This is a genomic window from Neiella marina (assembly GCF_002165625.1).
Taxonomy (GTDB): Bacteria; Pseudomonadota; Gammaproteobacteria; order Enterobacterales; family Neiellaceae; genus Neiella; species Neiella marina.
In genome coordinates this window covers 90,552-107,801 of the sequence record NZ_NGNS01000007.1, presented here as the reverse complement: position 1 = coordinate 107,801, position 17,250 = coordinate 90,552, and the positions used below count along the sequence as shown (strand labels likewise).

16 protein-coding genes are annotated in these 17,250 nt (G+C 47.0%); 4 read left to right on the top strand and 12 right to left on the bottom strand.

Annotated elements, in window-relative coordinates:
- Window positions 1-152: 152 nt before the first annotated feature.
- The 3 genes from CBE68_RS08245 to CBE68_RS08235 all read right to left on the bottom strand — a co-directional run bounded on the left by CBE68_RS08245 (window position 153) and on the right by CBE68_RS08235 (window position 2,525).
- Window positions 153-878 (bottom strand): hypothetical protein, encoded by a 726-nt coding sequence (locus CBE68_RS08245; RefSeq protein WP_087505605.1) that lies wholly within the window; start codon window positions 876-878, stop codon window positions 153-155.
- Window positions 879-1,312: 434 nt separating this feature from the next.
- Entirely contained in the window at window positions 1,313-2,116 is an 804-nt protein-coding gene (locus CBE68_RS08240) for an ImmA/IrrE family metallo-endopeptidase (RefSeq protein WP_087505604.1), read from the bottom strand.
- Window positions 2,091-2,525, bottom strand: coding sequence for a hypothetical protein (locus CBE68_RS08235; RefSeq protein WP_087505603.1), 435 nt, complete (start codon window positions 2,523-2,525; stop codon window positions 2,091-2,093). The genes CBE68_RS08240 and CBE68_RS08235 overlap by 26 nt, the downstream gene beginning before the upstream one ends.
- 898 nt (window positions 2,526-3,423) lie before the next feature.
- Between CBE68_RS08235 and CBE68_RS08225 the strand changes: the two genes are divergently transcribed.
- The 3 genes from CBE68_RS08225 to CBE68_RS08215 are packed head-to-tail and all read left to right on the top strand — an operon-like array spanning window position 3,424 to window position 5,111.
- Complete coding sequence (locus CBE68_RS08225; RefSeq protein ID WP_087505601.1) at window positions 3,424-3,774, top strand: YegP family protein; 351 nt, start codon at window positions 3,424-3,426, stop codon at window positions 3,772-3,774.
- A gap of 32 nt (window positions 3,775-3,806) precedes the next feature.
- Complete coding sequence (locus CBE68_RS08220; protein WP_087505600.1) at window positions 3,807-4,580, top strand: hypothetical protein; 774 nt, start codon at window positions 3,807-3,809, stop codon at window positions 4,578-4,580.
- A gap of 15 nt (window positions 4,581-4,595) precedes the next feature.
- Window positions 4,596-5,111: a hypothetical protein gene (locus CBE68_RS08215; RefSeq protein ID WP_087505599.1), complete on the top strand. Its 516-nt coding sequence runs from the start codon at window positions 4,596-4,598 to the stop codon at window positions 5,109-5,111.
- Window positions 5,112-5,821: 710 nt separating this feature from the next.
- Here CBE68_RS08215 and CBE68_RS08210 read toward each other — a convergent pair.
- The gene (locus CBE68_RS08210) at window positions 5,822-6,331 is read right to left on the bottom strand and encodes a hypothetical protein (RefSeq protein WP_087505598.1); all 510 of its coding nucleotides are present in this window, start codon (window positions 6,329-6,331) and stop codon (window positions 5,822-5,824) included.
- 103 nt (window positions 6,332-6,434) lie between these two features.
- Between CBE68_RS08210 and CBE68_RS08205 the strand changes: the two genes are divergently transcribed.
- Window positions 6,435-7,688, top strand: a complete 1,254-nt coding sequence (locus tag CBE68_RS08205; protein ID WP_143824512.1) for a fumarylacetoacetate hydrolase family protein — start codon at window positions 6,435-6,437, stop codon at window positions 7,686-7,688.
- Window positions 7,689-7,761: 73 nt separating this feature from the next.
- On the opposite strand, the gene sucD is transcribed toward CBE68_RS08205, so the two are convergent.
- From sucD to sdhC, 8 genes are all read right to left on the bottom strand, one after another.
- Complete coding sequence (sucD, locus tag CBE68_RS08200; RefSeq protein ID WP_087505596.1) at window positions 7,762-8,634, bottom strand: succinate--CoA ligase subunit alpha; 873 nt, start codon at window positions 8,632-8,634, stop codon at window positions 7,762-7,764.
- The gene (gene sucC, locus CBE68_RS08195; protein WP_087505595.1) at window positions 8,631-9,800 is read right to left on the bottom strand and encodes an ADP-forming succinate--CoA ligase subunit beta; all 1,170 of its coding nucleotides are present in this window, start codon (window positions 9,798-9,800) and stop codon (window positions 8,631-8,633) included. Before sucC ends, sucD begins: the two co-directional genes overlap by 4 nt.
- A gap of 103 nt (window positions 9,801-9,903) precedes the next feature.
- Window positions 9,904-11,082: a 2-oxoglutarate dehydrogenase complex dihydrolipoyllysine-residue succinyltransferase gene (odhB, locus tag CBE68_RS08190; protein ID WP_087505594.1), complete on the bottom strand. Its 1,179-nt coding sequence runs from the start codon at window positions 11,080-11,082 to the stop codon at window positions 9,904-9,906.
- Window positions 11,083-11,101: 19 nt separating this feature from the next.
- Window positions 11,102-13,921 (bottom strand): 2-oxoglutarate dehydrogenase E1 component, encoded by a 2,820-nt coding sequence (gene sucA / locus CBE68_RS08185; RefSeq protein ID WP_087505593.1) that lies wholly within the window; start codon window positions 13,919-13,921, stop codon window positions 11,102-11,104.
- A 117-nt stretch (window positions 13,922-14,038) separates the two neighbouring features.
- Window positions 14,039-14,755: a succinate dehydrogenase iron-sulfur subunit gene (locus tag CBE68_RS08180; protein ID WP_087505592.1), complete on the bottom strand. Its 717-nt coding sequence runs from the start codon at window positions 14,753-14,755 to the stop codon at window positions 14,039-14,041.
- Between the two features lie 12 nt (window positions 14,756-14,767).
- On the bottom strand, window positions 14,768-16,531 hold the full coding sequence (sdhA, locus tag CBE68_RS08175) for a succinate dehydrogenase flavoprotein subunit (RefSeq protein ID WP_087505591.1): 1,764 nt from the start codon (window positions 16,529-16,531) through the stop codon (window positions 14,768-14,770).
- Window positions 16,532-16,879, bottom strand: coding sequence for a succinate dehydrogenase, hydrophobic membrane anchor protein (sdhD, locus tag CBE68_RS08170; RefSeq protein WP_087505590.1), 348 nt, complete (start codon window positions 16,877-16,879; stop codon window positions 16,532-16,534).
- On the bottom strand, window positions 16,873-17,247 hold the full coding sequence (gene sdhC, locus CBE68_RS08165; protein ID WP_371870484.1) for a succinate dehydrogenase cytochrome b556 subunit: 375 nt from the start codon (window positions 17,245-17,247) through the stop codon (window positions 16,873-16,875). The genes sdhD and sdhC overlap by 7 nt, the downstream gene beginning before the upstream one ends.
- Between the last annotated feature and the right edge of the window lie 3 nt (window positions 17,248-17,250).

Here is a 17,250-nt window from a genome sequence, read left to right as displayed (position 1 = left end):
CTTACTGGGAGCTAGACGACCAACAAATCACATCCAAGTGTTATAACTCGTTTTGGGGCACAAATGTGTTAGAGCAACCTGTCAGACTGCATCAAGCCTTGACGTGAAAAATGACAGATTGCGTTCACTAATCAAACTAAGCTGGTTAAGAGTTACCGGTGATACAACTCATGTTCGACTAATGATTTGACCTTGTAGCGAATATCATCGCCCTTCTCCGTCGACTTGCACACATAATTGTACCCGTCCCAGGAGATCCAACATTCGTTTAATAGCGCCTCAAAAAGGCCACAGTGTTCTTTTAGAAACTTGTTTAATTCCGCACCGCTGATTGATGCTGATATCTGAAACATTTCCTCGATACCGTATGCGAACTTAGCCGGGCCGTATTGCTTCGGTGTTTTCTGAATGAATAGCGTGTTGTCGCTATGATCCAGAAAAATTCCGACGGGGAACGGCTGATCAAACTCATTCGGCCCCATTGATTCGTAAAACGGTTCGGGGTGAGAACTCTTCACCGGAATAACAATAGCTTTCTTGCGAGCAAGATCGTTCTCTAGTAGCGGGTAGATGAATTGGGCTAGATAACTTTTCGACAGCTTCTGTGATAGCCTCGCATTAATCTGCTTTACGTAACCTCGAACGAAGTTAGCCGCCCCAATTTGGGTAGGTAGTGAGTGGAGTATGTCGTTATGGTTTTTGAAGTTCAGCGCTTCAGCCACAATTTCGCGGTGTGTAGTGAATTTCACGCTAATTGACTTTTCGCTTTGAAGATAGTTTTGCAGGCATCGATTTAATGTATCGAGGCCTTTTTTGTTATCTATGAAGAGCGTTAAGTTTTCGGTGCTTGAATCATGATGATCGAATGTTAGGCTCATTGTTCTTACCTCTCAGCACAGTACGCCTCTTTACGCTCCGCAAATTAGCAGGGCATGTTACGCTGACTTGTTAAAAACAACGGTTCGTAACCTAAAATATTGATTTTGAATGAAAATGGCTGTTGTGTGAGGCTCACGAGTTGCCAACTCTGTCACCGTGATGACATGTTAATCAAAACACCAACGACAACACCTGTCAACAGGTTGAGTTTGCCATCAAAGCAAGTCAAATCCGCGACAAACATTGAAAAGCCGCTACGACAAGTGGCCCTTCAGTTCTTCTTTATAATGCAAGCCTTTAGTAAAGAGGCACCTTTCCGCACACATGGCTTACCTAAAGGGCCAAACCCACCCTACTCTAGTTGTTCTTCACAATATTTGAGTAAATCAGACAGTGGCGTCGCTGCATCCGTGTCGAGAGAAGGCTCCTCAATTCAAGCTTCTGTATGTTCCCGTTCGATCCACTCTACTATTGGTGCTTCATCTTCCCACCAAACCAATGTTAAAAAATCGTCACCGTGGTAGTGAAATGCATGTTCCCTAACTACACCACCGAAGCTGATATCTGCTCGACTCCAGACCTCACCGTCAACAAATGACGGCGCTACTTTTGTTTTGTTGCTGATCAAAGTTTGGATAGCGGATCCAACAGGCATGTGTTGAGGAGGGATAAAATTATAAGGTAGTTCAGGTGTGCATTCGAAGTACTTGCGGACTCCATCGCTACCGTAACACGCTAGAAAGCCGACATGGTGCCCAAGCCGAATAGTTCGGCGAATTGTTGCCATAAAACTTGCTGAAAACATAGACTTAACGTATTGAATACCGTCAATCGTTAAATCTATGTCCTTTGCTACCGGTGAGAATAAGAAGTGCGGCATCAATAACTCAGAAGCAAAACTGTTAGCTGTTTTTTCCCTGTGATTCAAGCTACATTTACCTTCTTCCATATCTGATTTACTACACAGGCTCCCGACTTTCCCCCTGTCTTTAAACCAATGCCCTAACTCGTGTCCTATGGAGAAAAGCTGACGCTCTAGACTAGCCGAATCGTTGACTGTGATGATTGCTCGCCCATCAACGCCTATAATCCTCGCCTCACAACCTTTTAGAGGTTTGTACTGAACTCGAGCATTTTTATAGTACGCGATCGCCTCGAGATCTATCTCAGATGGGCTGGTAATACCAAGCTCATGGTAAAGCCCATAAATCTCACTTTTTATCTTTGCGTTCATCATCCGTCACAACGCCTAACTCAACTAGATCTTCAATGATGCTCAATGCTTCTTCTTCCGTAACTTCCTTTCCTTCTCGGAAAGCTATGGTCATATCGTTGGGAACTTGCCCCGATTTCATCAGTTCAATCAAAGCGTCATGAGCATCTAAACCTTTTTTCTTAATCCAATCTAACGCACTAAACTGGCTTTCTTGTGCAATCTCACTTTTTAGACCTTGCTTGGCTTTCTCTAAACGTCTTTTCCTAAATTGAAGCGAGCTTTGCTTAGCCACTAGCTGAAATTTTTTGAGCTCATCTTTGTAGCAGTATCCTTCAGCTTCCATATCTTCAGCGATTTCTTCCTCTGTCATACTGAGAATTTGCTCAATCGCTAACTCTTCCAACTGCTGCTGGGCCGACATTTTTTTCATTTCGTTGCCTCCAAAATCGCTTCTATACCCCTAGACTTTCTTATTAGACGTCGACGAACACTGTCAAAGGTCCGCTGACACCCCCCAAATACCTCATCTACAATCTGGCCTTTTTTAAGGTTTCGTTCTGTAGCATTAAGAAAATCTGTAATCTGCTTATCCTGCTTGAAGTGCTCTTTCAAGGAGTTCCATAGTCGCTCTGATAGGTGTACCTCACTAGCTGCGTCTGGATGACTGCGACAGTCAGCAGTTGGAGCCAGCTCACTTAAATCCTGGTCGGATAAATGCTTGGACTCCAAGGAACGGAGCATATCAGATGCGATACTCCGACAAACGTTTACGATTGATACAACCAACTGGCATTCCCTTGGTACGCGCCTCTCTCCTTCCAAAATCCTCGTAACCGCTTCTTGAAAAAGATCCTCTGGCTCACAATGCAACCCTTTTGTTCTTTTAAGAAACAGACACGCTTTCATGATTCGCGAAAAACACGTGGGGCTCAGATCACTAAGCCTCTCTTCAAACTCATTAGGATGAAGATATTCATAGTCTTGTGTCATATGAACTCCCTGTACTAACAAGACGGTAAAAAATTAATTCTTGGACAAGTGTCCAGATTTTATCTGTAAGTCGTCAATGTATATGAAGGCACAGTTATTTTATGGATATTGTCGCCTTTGTCAGTAAGTTAGATTTGATTGCATGAGGAGTAACGCATTTTGGCTGTTAACAAACCTTTCGGTGATGGGCGTCGAATTGGCGCAGTAAAACAACGCTCGCAAACTCAAACTGCCTCTGGGCATTGGGTAAAGCGAAATACTACAAACGGTCAGTTCATGAACGTTAAGTCAGACAAAAAGCCTTTTAAAGGCGTTAGAAAAGAAAAGTAGGAAATGTAATGAGTAGCAAATTCGAGATTTTTGAGGGTTCTAACCACCAATACTACTGGCGATTAAGGGCGCGTAACTACCAGATAATATTGGCCAGTGAGGGATATGTTTCGAAATCAGGTTGCAAGAATGGCATAGCATCTGCAATTGCGAATGCGCCATATGAGCACGCTTTTCGACGCTTAACAGCGATAAATGGTCTTCCGTACTTCACTTTAAACGCAACCAATGGCCAAGTTATTGGTGTCAGTGAAACGTACAGTTCCGCACAAGCGCGAGATGCCGGAATAGCCGCCGTGAAAAGTGAAGCACCAACAGCAACCGTTTTTGACCTGTCACTAGAAAGTAATTTTGGCTAGGCATCACCTAGCCCTTTTATTAGGGGAATTGGATGATTGAAATTCTTAAAGATCCAACATTGCAAAGCTTTGTCTTTTCACCATTGATGGGCGTTGCATTTGCTGCGATTTTTACTGGGCTCACAGCAGCACCGACTGACAATTCGCCAAAATCAGTTGTATTGACCCAGCGCATCTACGTCGAACATCGAGAAGTCCATCGAAAGAGTACTAGCAGTACAAAAGAAGATGGTAGGGAAGTCCTTGGAATGGTTGCATTGCTAATGCTCGCTGTATGGCAGTATGTAGTGAACATCAATTTGATTCACCATTACATCAGCCTAGGACTAACCTGTTGCTTATGTTTTACATTCACAGCCATTCTAATCTCCGCAATTAAAGGACATGTCACCGACAGCGAATGGTTTTACAAGCTTGTGTTCCCTTCCATAGCACTAATGATGTGTTTTCCCCTTTTGATTAAAGCAAGAGGTGCCGTATCACAAGACCTAATAAACTTAGCTACGAACTCAACATTTATAGAGTTTTTCTCCGATCATCTAACACGGTACGGTCAGGTTCTGATGATCTCTCAAGTAATAGGGCTATGCATGATCATCGTACTAGCTCTGATTAGTACTTTCGCAGCACTTCACTACGTCGCGCTTATGAACCAAAGGGTTCTAGGAAGATTTCAAGGCTTTTGGTTATGGGTTGCGAATATTACTGACAAGAGCGCTGGAAATGGTGCTCGCATTCTCATCTTAATGTTTATGGCTTTCGCATACCTTTTGGTTGCCGGTCATGTGGCTAATTGGACTAGTTAGAGCAGGAGCAAGTAAATGAAAACAAGAATCGATGTAACAAGAGACTACGATGCCGAGCTCATCCCTTTTAATTTTCCAGCCTATCACAACGATGAAGGTTACTGTTATCTTAGGATTCAAGTAAAGAACGGAAAGCTTGTGTTCATTTCAGGCCAACTAGCAGACTACTACAACACCTCAATAACAAATGCAGCTGAAAGTATCCAGGGCAAAGCGATTCAGCATTTGATTGATGTTGGCGTTATACATGTTCAAAGTAGTTTCGGTCTTTTCAGTTTTCTTCGGTCGAAGGAAGCCAAACGTGTTGATAGAAAGCGGACTCTACTCGAGTTTTTTGACCAGAACTCGCTATGGCTCCAGTTCTATCGTGCCCAGGACTCTCTGACAAATGAAGACTTTATGGCTAGAACAAGGTTTCCAGTTGTCGAGCGTCATGAACTGTTCACCGATTGTAGAGAAGAGATAGAAGAGTATCGAACTTATGGTTTTGACTTTGAAATAGACAAAACCAAGCTTGAGAATTGGAAATAACTTGTAATTACAAAAAGGTTCATGTTGGCGATCTTTAGCTAGAACCAAGTTCTGAGCGCTTTGTAAGAAAAATACATATAACTCTCCTTTTGAAAATGGGGAGGACAAATTGGGCAAAATGATGCTTAGTGCTTCGAAGCTCACTAGTATTCTATCTGTCTTAGCAGATCTCGTTACAGTATGTGCGTTTTTATATACAACTATGGGAGAAGCTTTTATGGAATTGATTACAGTATTGGCATGGTGCGGTACGGTTCTGCGGGTCTTACTTTGACATTGCGAATACGGTGAGGGACAGCCCTGGCTTCATCCGATAGACCGAGGGGTTCGATTCCCCTGACCCGCACCAATTTATCTATAACCAAAGAGCACTCTCTGAGGTCTTGGTGGTTCAGTTTTCGTTCACTTTTAGTTGGGACTGCACAACATAAGAATTCAATATGACAGTCATTCTGTAGCGAGATATCATATTGTACAAATTATTAGCAAATGACTATAATCGAGATGTTGCCGACATATAGGTGTGTTTTCGCTGCATTTGTCTCAAGATTGCTGTCAATTTAAAGAAGATTTCTCAGGCTTTATGTCAAAAGCTCTGAGGTCATTCTCACCGCAGTGTCTAAGTCACTGATTTCAAAAAAACAGAAATCTCAAGATTTATGTCATTACCCACGGTTAGCTATTCTGCTGGCTTGCATCGTTCGCAACGTTTAACTCTTAGTTCTTTGCCATTCTAGTGTTTTTCGTTCTGAGTATAAGGATTCGTATTCAACGCGGATTAGCATCTGATCGACCATCGCCCGAAGTTTGTCTTTTAGGTCGCTTAGTTCTGTCGAGGTTTTATCAATGGATAGAAAATGATGCTCATTGCCTGACGGTATTGCTTCATCCGTTGAAATCGATGCCCAAGACACACCCGTTTGTTTGATGTCAAAAGCATTGAGTAAGTCGTGCCAGCCCGAGTTATTGTCAACGACGATGGTTGCTTCATTGTTGGTCAGTTTCGATATTTTGATATCTCTGATTCTAGCTGTTCCAAGCCCATTGTTCTCGAGCGAAAGACCAATAAACGGAGCCTGCTCACTGACAGCAATGTGCAAATCTAGATGTGGCATCACACTTAGCCGAGCATGTTTTCTAGAGACGTAACCCTGCCAAACAGCAACAAACAAAGAACATAAGGCTATCAGCGCAGCTGCAGACGCGATAATTATTTCCATACAGTTATCCATGTTGTTTTCTCTTTCGATTTGTTAATTCAGCTGACATTCAATTTAGCTTGCTAAAGTTAATCCGTAATCCTTTAAACCGAGGAGCTTTGTTGTGTATCGCAAGTTAACGCTGTCTTTATCACTAATGATGTGTGTGAGTTTTCAAGCACATGCTGCTATCAAACTTGTGCGCTTTGTCAGTCATGATCCGGCATTCTATGGTCAGGCTTGCTTTGGCGCCGTGGTTAAACACAAACAAGGCATTCCATCAGAAATTGCCAATTTAGGCACTCAGGATGCTAGTTTCTGCAACGCCATTGGTGAGCCGGTTGACCCGCATCTTGTCAAACAAGCACTGTTGGCGCCCGATAACGTTGCACAGAGTCAAATCGAAGTTATTAGTTCGTCGGAAACACCTAGTCGAATCTTAGCGCCCATCGCGTTTTCTCAACAGCAGTTGGACCAAAAACAGCGGCTTGTGATTGGCGTCGGTTTTAACTATACCGAGCATTTGCAGGAAACTGGTGACTATTCTGGCGATAATGCATTGCTGCTCTTTCCGAAGCCAATTCTGCCAACGGGCCCATATCAGCAAGTAACAGCTGGTGCAGCTAATGATATGCTGCTCGATTACGAGGTTGAGCTGGCCATGGTATTGCTTGAAGACATAGATTTAACCGTGCCTCCTCGCCCGCAACAACTGTATCCAAATGTGGCATTTGTTTTAGCGAATGATTTATCTGATCGGGTACCAATAATCTTGAATCCTGACTCGGGTTACACCCAAGGTAAAAGTGACCCTGGTTACCTGCCCCTAGGACCTTGGCTCCGTTTGGGTCGCGAAGGCTTTGCAGACGCAGAAGGCAAGTGGCAAATCGATGCCAATATTTCGTTAGGTGTTACCAAGGCCAAAACCGGTGAATTCATCCTTGAGCAAGATGCGAGTTTAATGCAAATGCGGTTCGACCCGTATCAGATCATTCAAGTTATGGCGACGCGCTACCAACAAGGCAAAAATCAATGCATGCGTGACCGTCAGGGTAATCCGCACTGGGTGTTGCCAGAAAACGGAATCATCCCAGCCGGTTCGATACTATTAACAGGAACCGCTGGCGGCACTGCGATTCAGTCACCTTCCATTTGGCAAAAAATTGGATTGTTTTTCGAAGGCGGTTTTTCGATCGACAATGCGCGCAAAGCATTTCTCGAAGATCAATTTGTCGCGAGAGAACGCCTTGGGTATTTGCAAAACGGCGACCTAGTTTCGGCAAATATTCAGGGATTAGGGCAGCAATTGTTCGCGGTTGAGTTAGACCAGCAAAGCACTGTGACACAAGCGCCCTTACCTCACGCAAGTTGTGACTAACAGCAAAGATAAAAAAACCGGCCATTAGGCCGGTTTTCTTCATTGGCATTCTGTATTGGTTGCTAGCTTGAGCTTACCAACCAGTTTTTTCACGCAGTGCTTTGCCGATATCAGCAAGGCTATCTACAGTAGTAACGCCAGCAGCTTGCAATGCTGCAAACTTCTCTGCTGCCGTGCCTTTACCGCCTGCGATAATCGCACCGGCGTGGCCCATACGTTTGCCCGGAGGAGCCGTAACGCCAGCAATGTAAGAAACAACCGGCTTGGTTACATTTTCTTTAATGTATTCAGCTGCTTCTTCTTCTGCTGAGCCACCAATTTCACCGATCATGACAATCGCTTCAGTTTGTGGGTCGTCTTGGAACAACTTCAAAATATCAATGAAGTTAGAACCTGGGATTGGGTCACCACCAATACCAACACAAGTTGACTGGCCAAAACCTTCGTCGGTCGTTTGTTTAACCGCTTCGTACGTCAACGTACCTGAGCGCGAGACGATACCGACTTTACCTGGCTTATGAATGTGGCCTGGCATAATACCAATCTTACATTCACCCGGCGTGATCACACCTGGGCAGTTAGGGCCAATCATACGAACGCCTTTTTGCGTCAAGTACTCTTTAACCACCAACATATCCAAAGTTGGAATGCCTTCGGTAATGGTGACGATCAACTCGATACCAGCATCGGCTGCTTCGAGAATCGCGTCTTTACAGAACGGTGCAGGAACATAGATCACAGACGCTGTCGCACCAGTGGCTTTAACCGCTTCTTTAACGGTGTTAAACACTGGCAAACCAAGATGCGTTTGACCGCCCTTGCCTGGCGATACACCGCCAACCATTTGAGTGCCGTAGTCAATTGCTTGCTCAGAGTGGAAAGTACCCTGGCCACCAGTAAAGCCCTGACAAATGACTTTGGTGTTTTTGTCGATTAGAACGCTCATGCTGCACCTCCGGCGGCTTCAACAACTTTCTTAGCTGCGTCCGTCAGGCTTGTTGCAGCGATAATGTTCAGACCTGATTCGGCCAGAGTCTTGGCGCCAAGCTCTGCATTGTTACCTTCAAGGCGAACAACAACAGGAACTTTTACCCCAACTTCGTTAACTGCACCGATGATGCCTTCGGCAATCATGTCACAGCGAACAATACCACCGAAAATATTCACCAATACGGCAGAAACCGCGTCGTCAGACAAAATGATTTTGAATGCTTCAGCAACACGCTCTTTGGTTGCGCCGCCACCAACATCAAGGAAGTTAGCTGGGGCACCACCGTGTAACTTAACGATGTCCATGGTACCCATCGCCAAGCCAGCACCGTTGACCATACAACCGATGTTGCCATCAAGAGCAACATAGTTCAGTTCCCACTGAGCAGCATGTGCTTCACGCTCGTCTTCTTGCGAAGGATCGTGGAACTCTTGTAAGCGTTTTTGGCGATACATGGCATTTGAATCGATATTGATCTTGCCATCTAAGCAGTGCAAATCACCCTGCTCTGTAATCACCAATGGGTTGATTTCAAGTAGGGCGAAATCATAGTCTTCAAACATTTTCGCCAGACCCAGAAAGATCTTGGTGAATTGTTTGATTTGATTGCCTTCAAGACCAAGCTGGAATGCCAGATCGCGAGCTTGGTATGGATTTGCACCAACCAATGGATCAATTTCAGCTTTGAGGATCTTCTCTGGCGTTTCTTCCGCTACTTTTTCAATCTCAACGCCACCTTCGGTTGACGCCATGAACACGATGCGACGTGTACCACGGTCAACAACAGCACCAAGATATAGCTCTTCAGCGATATCGGTGCATGACTCAACCAAGATTTTGCTAACCGGTTGGCCATTGGCATCTGTTTGATAAGTGACTAAGTTTTTTCCCAACCAGTTTTGGGCAAACTCGCGGATCTCATCTTTGCTTGATGCCAACTTCACGCCGCCCGCTTTACCGCGACCGCCTGCGTGAACCTGACATTTCACAACCCATTTGTTATCGCCAATGCGATCGGCCGCTTCAACAGCCGCTTGCGGTGTATCAACCGCGTATCCTTCAGACACAGGAAGGCCGTATTCGGCAAACAGTTGTTTAGCCTGATACTCGTGTAGGTTCATTATGACTTTCCGTCTTTGTTGAATTCACGCTCAACTTCGTTGTTGGCGTATTTTGAGGTAAGTGCCCCTGTGACAATGCTGTGCGCAACACAGGGGCGTTCGATCATACTTCCAAAAGCAGACGTGTTGGATCTTCCAGCATTTCCTTGATAGTTACCAAGAAGCTGACTGATTCCTTACCGTCAATGATGCGATGGTCATACGATAAAGCGAGATACATCATTGGCAAGATTTCAACCTTGCCATCAACCGCCATTGGTCGATCCTGAATTTTATGCATACCCAGAATTGCGCTTTGTGGCGGGTTAATAATTGGTGTCGACATCAATGAGCCGAACACGCCACCATTAGTGATGGTGAAGTTACCGCCGCTCATTTCTTCAACGGTTAATTTGCCATCGCGACCCTTAAGTGCCAGCTCGCGGATGCCTTTTTCAATCTCCGCTACGGTCATTAGATTGCAGTCACGCAATACCGGAGTCACCAGACCACGTGGTGTGGATACTGCAATGCTAACGTCAAAGTAGTTGTGATAAACAATGTCATCACCGTCGAGAGATGCATTCACTGCTGGGAAGCGCTTCAGTGCTTCGCAAACCGCTTTGACGTAGAAGCCCATAAAGCCTAAACGAATGTCATGCTTTTTCTCAAAGACATCTTTGTATTGCTTACGGATGTCCATGATTGGCTTCATGTTAACTTCGTTAAACGTTGTCAACATGGCGGTGCTGTTGGTTGCCTCGAGCAAGCGCTCGGCAATACGCTTGCGCAAGCGTGTCATCGGTACCCGCTTCTGGCTGCGGCCCGGATTAACCAACGGCTCAGCCGAAGCTGCTGCAGGTGCAGAGCTTGCTGCGGCTTTCACATCAGAGCCGTGAATACGGCCATCTTTTCCTGAACCAGCAACGCCAGCGGCATCGACGCCAGTTTCGCCAGCTGCGCGGCGACCGGACGGAGTCACGACATCGCCCTTGTCGTTTGAGCTAGCAGCAGGCGCTGCAGCTTCTGGTGCTTTAACAGGCTCTTCTTTTGGCGCGGCTGCTGCACCGGCAACGAATTTACCAATGATTTGCTCTGCCAGTACCGTCTCGCCCTCTGCTTCTAAAATTTCTTGCAGCACACCATCTTCTGGTGCAGGTACTTCCAGTACTACCTTATCGGTTTCAATGTCTACCAATACTTCATCACGAGCAACCTGGTCACCTGGCTGTTTGTGCCAAGTGGCAATGGTCGCGTCCGCAACTGATTCTGGTAAAACCGGGACTTTGATCTCGATTGTCATTCTATTTTCCTTCGACCAATTAGTTGCTCGCCACGTTCAATGCGGCTTCAATCAATGCTTTTTGTTGTTTCAAATGGACCGACATGTAACCCACAGCAGGTGCTGCTGAGGCTTCACGGCCGGCGTAAGTCAGTTTTGAGCCTGCTGGAATAACGCTCCAGAAGTGGTGCTGGCTACAATACCAAGCGCCCTGATTCTGAGGCTCTTCCTGACACCAAACCCAATCACGAACATGGGCGTAGGGCTTAAGTAGCTCTAACATCTGTTCTGTTGGGAATGGGTACAGCTGCTCGATACGAACAATCGCCACATTACCGATTTCTTGCTTGCGGCGAGTTTCGAGTAAGTCGTAATAAACTTTGCCCGAGCAGAACACCACGCGCTCGACCGAAGCTGGATCGATATTGTCGATTTCGCCGATAACGTTCTGGAACGTACCCTCAGCTAATTCATCCAGTTCTGATGTACACAACGGATGACGCAATAGCGACTTCGGCGACATCACAACCAGTGGACGACGCATTGGTCGCAGCACCTGACGACGCAGCATGTGGAAGATCTGCGCCGGCGTTGATGGGATCACGACCTGCATGTTGTGGTCAGCACAAAGCTGCAGATAACGTTCCAAACGGGCCGACGAATGCTCTGGGCCCTGGCCTTCATAGCCGTGCGGCAGAAGCATGGTCAAGCCACAAAGGCGCCCCCACTTTTGCTCACCTGAGCTCAAGAATTGATCAATGACCACTTGTGCGCCGTTAGCGAAGTCGCCAAATTGCGCTTCCCAAATGGTTAAGCCACTCGGTTCGGCCGTGGTGTAGCCATATTCAAATGCCAACACCGCTTCTTCTGAAAGCACTGAGTCCCAAACATCAAATGGGCCTTGGTTTTCACCAATATTCTGCAGTGGAATAAAGCCGCGATTATCTAATTGGTTGTGCAATACCGCATGACGATGGAAGAAAGTCCCGCGGCCAGAGTCTTGCCCCGTGAGGCGGATGCGATAGCCTTCGTCAAGCAAGGTCGCATAGGCCAGATTTTCAGCATAACCCCAATCGACAGACTTATTGCCGGCGGTCATTTCATCGCGGTCATCACAGATCTTTTTCACTCGAGATTGCAGCTTCCAATCTTCCGGGCGCTTAGTGAGTGATTGACCTAGTGCTAATAGTCGCGACTTTGAGAAGCTAGAATCATAGTCAGCCGCCCAATCAACACCAACGAATGGCGTCCAGTCGACTGAGTGAGCTTTCATTGGGCGCCACTCTTTAACAACGCAATCGCCGTGATCCAAAGCTTCGCGATACTCGTTATTAATGCGAGAGACATCTGCTTGTTGCAGCTGGCCTATCGACATTAAATGATCGGCATAGTGTTTACGCGGCGTCGGGTGCTGCTTGATCTTCTGGTACATGACCGGCTGAGTTGCATTCGGCTCATCAGCTTCGTTATGGCCGTGGCGGCGATAACAAATTAAGTCGATGACAACATCACGCTTAAAGGTGTTGCGGAAATCCAGTGCTAGTTGGCTGACCAAAATGACTGATTCGACATCATCGGCGTTGACGTGGAAAATCGGCGCCTGAACCATTTTGGCGATGTCGGTACAGTACTGCGTAGAGCGCGTGTCTTCTGGGTTCGACGTGGTGAAACCAACTTGGTTATTGACCACGATGCGAATGGTACCGCCAACCTTAAACGCGCGGGCCTGCGACATGTTAAAGGTTTCTTGCACCACACCTTGACCAGCAATCGCTGAGTCACCGTGGATGGTAATTGGTACCACCGATTTGCCATCATCTGTGCCAATGCGTTCTTGCCGTGCTCGGACTGAGCCCATCACCACTGGGTTGACGATTTCAAGGTGCGATGGGTTGAACGCCAGCGCGAGGTGAACGTTGCCACCAGGGGTGGTGAAATCTGAACTAAAGCCCATGTGGTATTTCACATCACCTGAGCCCCAACCTTCACCGTGTTTGCCAGCGAATTCATCAAATAGCTCGGATGGACGCTTACCAAGAACGTTGATCAATACATTGAGTCGACCACGGTGAGCCATGCCAATGACCATTTCTTTGGCGCCTTGCTCACCACCGCGACGGATGATTTCTTTCAACATAGGGATTAGCGCATCGCCACCTTCGAGCGAGAAGCGCTTAGCACCGGGGAACTTCGCTCCCAAGTACTTTTCTAGCCCTTCTGCGGCAGTCAAGCCTTCAAGAAAACGAACTTTGTCTTCGTGGCTAAACGTGCCCTTTGCTTGAATCGGTTCAAGACGGCTTTGAATCCAACGCTTCTCTTCCGTTTCGGTTAAATGCATGTACTCGGCACCGATGTTGCCGCAGTAAGTTTTCTTCAATGCATCAACCAAATTGGCGAGTTTCATGGTATCGCCGCCAGCGGCGTACGAACCAATATTGAACTCGTGTTCGAAATCTTCGCCTTCTAACCCATGAAATGCCGGATCGAGCTCAGACACGCGTGGCTGTTTCCACAAATCGAGTGGATCCAAACTTGCGTGTTGATGACCACGAAAACGATGGGCGTTAATTAATTGAAGGACTTTAACTTGTTTTGCGTCGGTTTGAGGGTCTGACGCGGAGGTTCCAGCGTAGCGATGGGATTCGGTTGCGAGTCGCTGGAAATAAGTGCGGATACGAGAATGAGGCTGTTCAAGTTCGCCTTCCGATACTACCGGCAGTTGATCGAACAGCTCCCGCCATTTGTCATCGATCGACCCAGGATCCTCTAAGTAGAGTTCATACAGGTCTTCGATATAAGCCGCGTTCCCTCCGGATAAATGGGAGGAATCAAGCCAGGCTTGTAAGGAACCTTCGTGCATTTGTTATTGCTTCCCTTTGCAGCTTGCGCCGCAACACCTTTATTGGTTTAGTTTCACGTAGAGCTAAGTTATATCAGGCTGTCAGCCTAAGCACTATTGACAGCCCATTGTGCACTCTTAAACTGAGCGCTGTAACAACATTGACTTAATATGACCAATTGCTTTGGTCGGGTTCAAACCTTTTGGACAAACATTCACGCAGTTCATGATGCCGTGGCATCGGAACACGCTAAAGGCGTCGTCCAAATCGGCCAAACGTTCTTCAGTTGCGGTATCTCGGCTATCAGCCAGGAACCGATATGCTTGCAGTAAGCCAGATGGGCCAACAAACTTATCTGGATTCCACCAGAAGCTCGGACATGCTGTTGAACAACACGCACACAAGATACATTCGTACAAGCCATCTAGTTTGGCGCGTTGCTCTGGGCTTTGCTTGTATTCGCCGGCTGGCGGTTGTGCGCCGTCGGTGATCAAGTATGGCTTGATGCGCTCGTATTGCTTGTAGAATTGACTCATGTCGACAACCAGATCGCGAACTACTGGCAATCCTGGCAGTGGTCGAATGACGATCTTGCCGCCTTTCTTGGTCAAATCAGACAAAGGCGTGATACAAGCTAAGCCGTTTTTACCATTCATGTTAAGGCCGTCAGAGCCACACACACCTTCACGACAAGAGCGACGGAATGATAGCGTTGGATCTTGTTCCTTGAGCTGGATTAAAGCATCCAGCACCATGATGTCACTACCTTCTGGAACTTCCAGCGAGTAGTCCTGCATTTTAGGCTTGTTATCTACATCCGGGTTGTAGCGATAAATTGAAAAAGTCAGTTTCATCGTCTGGCCCCCTTAGTAAGAACGAACTTTTGGTGGGAATGCTTCACGGAAGTTCGGCGCCATATTGACGTCGCGTTTTTCCATTTTTTGCGATTCCGGGATGTATAAGCTGTGGCACAACCAGTTGTCATCATCGCGTTCAGTGAAGTCTTCACGCGAGTGAGCGCCACGGCTTTCGGTACGGAAGTTTGCTGCTTCGGCAGTTGCAACCGCTGTTTCCATCAAGTTTTCAAGCTCGAGGCATTCGATACGCTGGGTGTTGAACGCAGCCGAAGTGTCATCGAGGCGCGCTACCGCAAGGCGCTCGCGAATTTCTTTCAATTCTTTAAGGCCTTCAGCCATCGCTTCGCCTTCACGGAATACTGAGAAGTTCAATTGCATGCATTGCTGCAAGTCTTTACGGATTTGAACCGGATCCTCACCCTTCTGAGTGTTATTCCAGCGGTTGATCCGGGTCAGGCTTGCCTCAACGTCTGAATCAGATGCATCACGTGCTTCAACATTGGTCAGTGCTTCGCCAAGGTATTTACCTGCGGCACGACCAAACACCACCAAATCGAGCAGTGAGTTACCGCCGAGGCGGTTGGCACCATGAACCGATACACAAGCAATTTCGCCAACTGCGAATAGACCTTCAACAATAGTGTCATTACCGTTGGCATCACGGCCCAATACTTGGCCGTTCACGTTAGTTGGTACACCACCCATCATGTAGTGACAGGTTGGGATAACTGGAATTGGCTCATGCACTGGATCAACGTGGGCGAAGGTCCGCGACAATTCACAGATACCAGGTAGGCGTGATTCAAGAACGTCCTTGCCCAAATGGTCCAACTTCAACTTGGCATGCGGTCCCCATGGGCCATCACAGCCACGACCTTCACGAATCTCAGTCATAATGGAGCGCGCAACAACGTCACGCCCTGCCAAGTCTTTGGCGTTTGGCGCGTAGCGTTCCATGAAGCGCTCACCGTCTTTATTGAGCAGGTAACCACCTTCTCCGCGGCAACCTTCTGTCACTAATACGCCGGCGCCAGCAATACCGGTTGGGTGGAATTGCCACATTTCCATGTCTTGCACTGGCACGCCAGCACGTAATGCCATGCCAACACCATCACCAGTGTTAATGTGAGCGTTAGTGGTTGATGCATAAATGCGACCTGCACCACCTGTTGCCAACACAACCGCTTTGGTTTTGAAGTAAACGACTTCACCTGTTTCCAGGCAAATTGCGGTACAGCCACAAACCACACCATCTTGGTTTTTCACCAAGTCGAGCGCATACCACTCAGAAAAGACATTGGTTTTGTTTTTTACATTCTGCTGATACAAGCAGTGCAACAATGCGTGACCAGTACGGTCAGCCGCTGCAGCGGTACGAGCGGCTTGCTCACCGCCAAATTCTTTTGACTGGCCACCGAATGGACGTTGATAAACGCGGCCGTTTTCAAAACGGGAAAACGGCAAGCCCATGTTTTCGAGCTCAGTAATGGCTTCGGGACCGGTTTTACACATGTACTCAATGGCATCTTGGTCACCGATGTAATCGGAACCTTTGACGGTGTCATACATGTGCCATTCCCAGTTGTCTTCGTGGGCGTTGCCCAGCGCTACGGTAATGCCGCCTTGGGCAGACACCGTATGGGAACGGGTTGGAAATACTTTTGATAGCAGCGCACAGGTCTGCCCTGATTGAGAAATCTGTAATGCAGCACGCATACCTGCGCCGCCAGCGCCGATCACTACCGCATCAAATTCATACGTTGGAATTGCCACTTAAATACCCCACAAGACAAAAATGCCGGTGCCAACATAGGCAAATATCACGACATTCAATAAAAACTGTAACGTACCGCGCAAACCTGCTGGTTTGACATAGTCGGTCAGTACCTGCCACAGGCCAATCCAGGCATGCGCTAAGAATGCGATTAACGCGATAAGCGAAAATACCTTAGTGCCTAAATGAGCAAAGAAGCTGGTAACAGACTGATACGTTAGCTCTGGAGTAAGGACAAAAAATCCAACAACAAAAATTGCATATGCTGCCAATATAACGGCAGAACAACGCAATAAAATGAAATCTTGAACGCCGTTGCGTCCAAGGGTCGCTGCTTGCATTACCATAACCACACTCCCGCTAATACTGACAACACCGCTGTGATGACAAAGCTAACGTTGGCACTTTTAATACCGGAGTCCAGCTCTTCCCAAAAGCCCATATCCATGATTAAGTGACGAATGCCACCGACCAAGTGATAGGCTAATGCGGTCAAAATTCCCCACAGAATGAAAATTCCAAAGGGGTTGTTAGCAAAACCTGCTACATCGGCAAAACCTTGCTCTGATGCCAGCGCCATGCCGAGCATACACAACAAAATTCCAACACCGAAAAACAGAATGACACCGCTGACGCGGTGAAGAATGGATGCGACGGCAGTCGCGGGAAAGCGAATGGTCGAAAGGTCGAGGTTGACCGGTCGTTGTTTATTCACGTT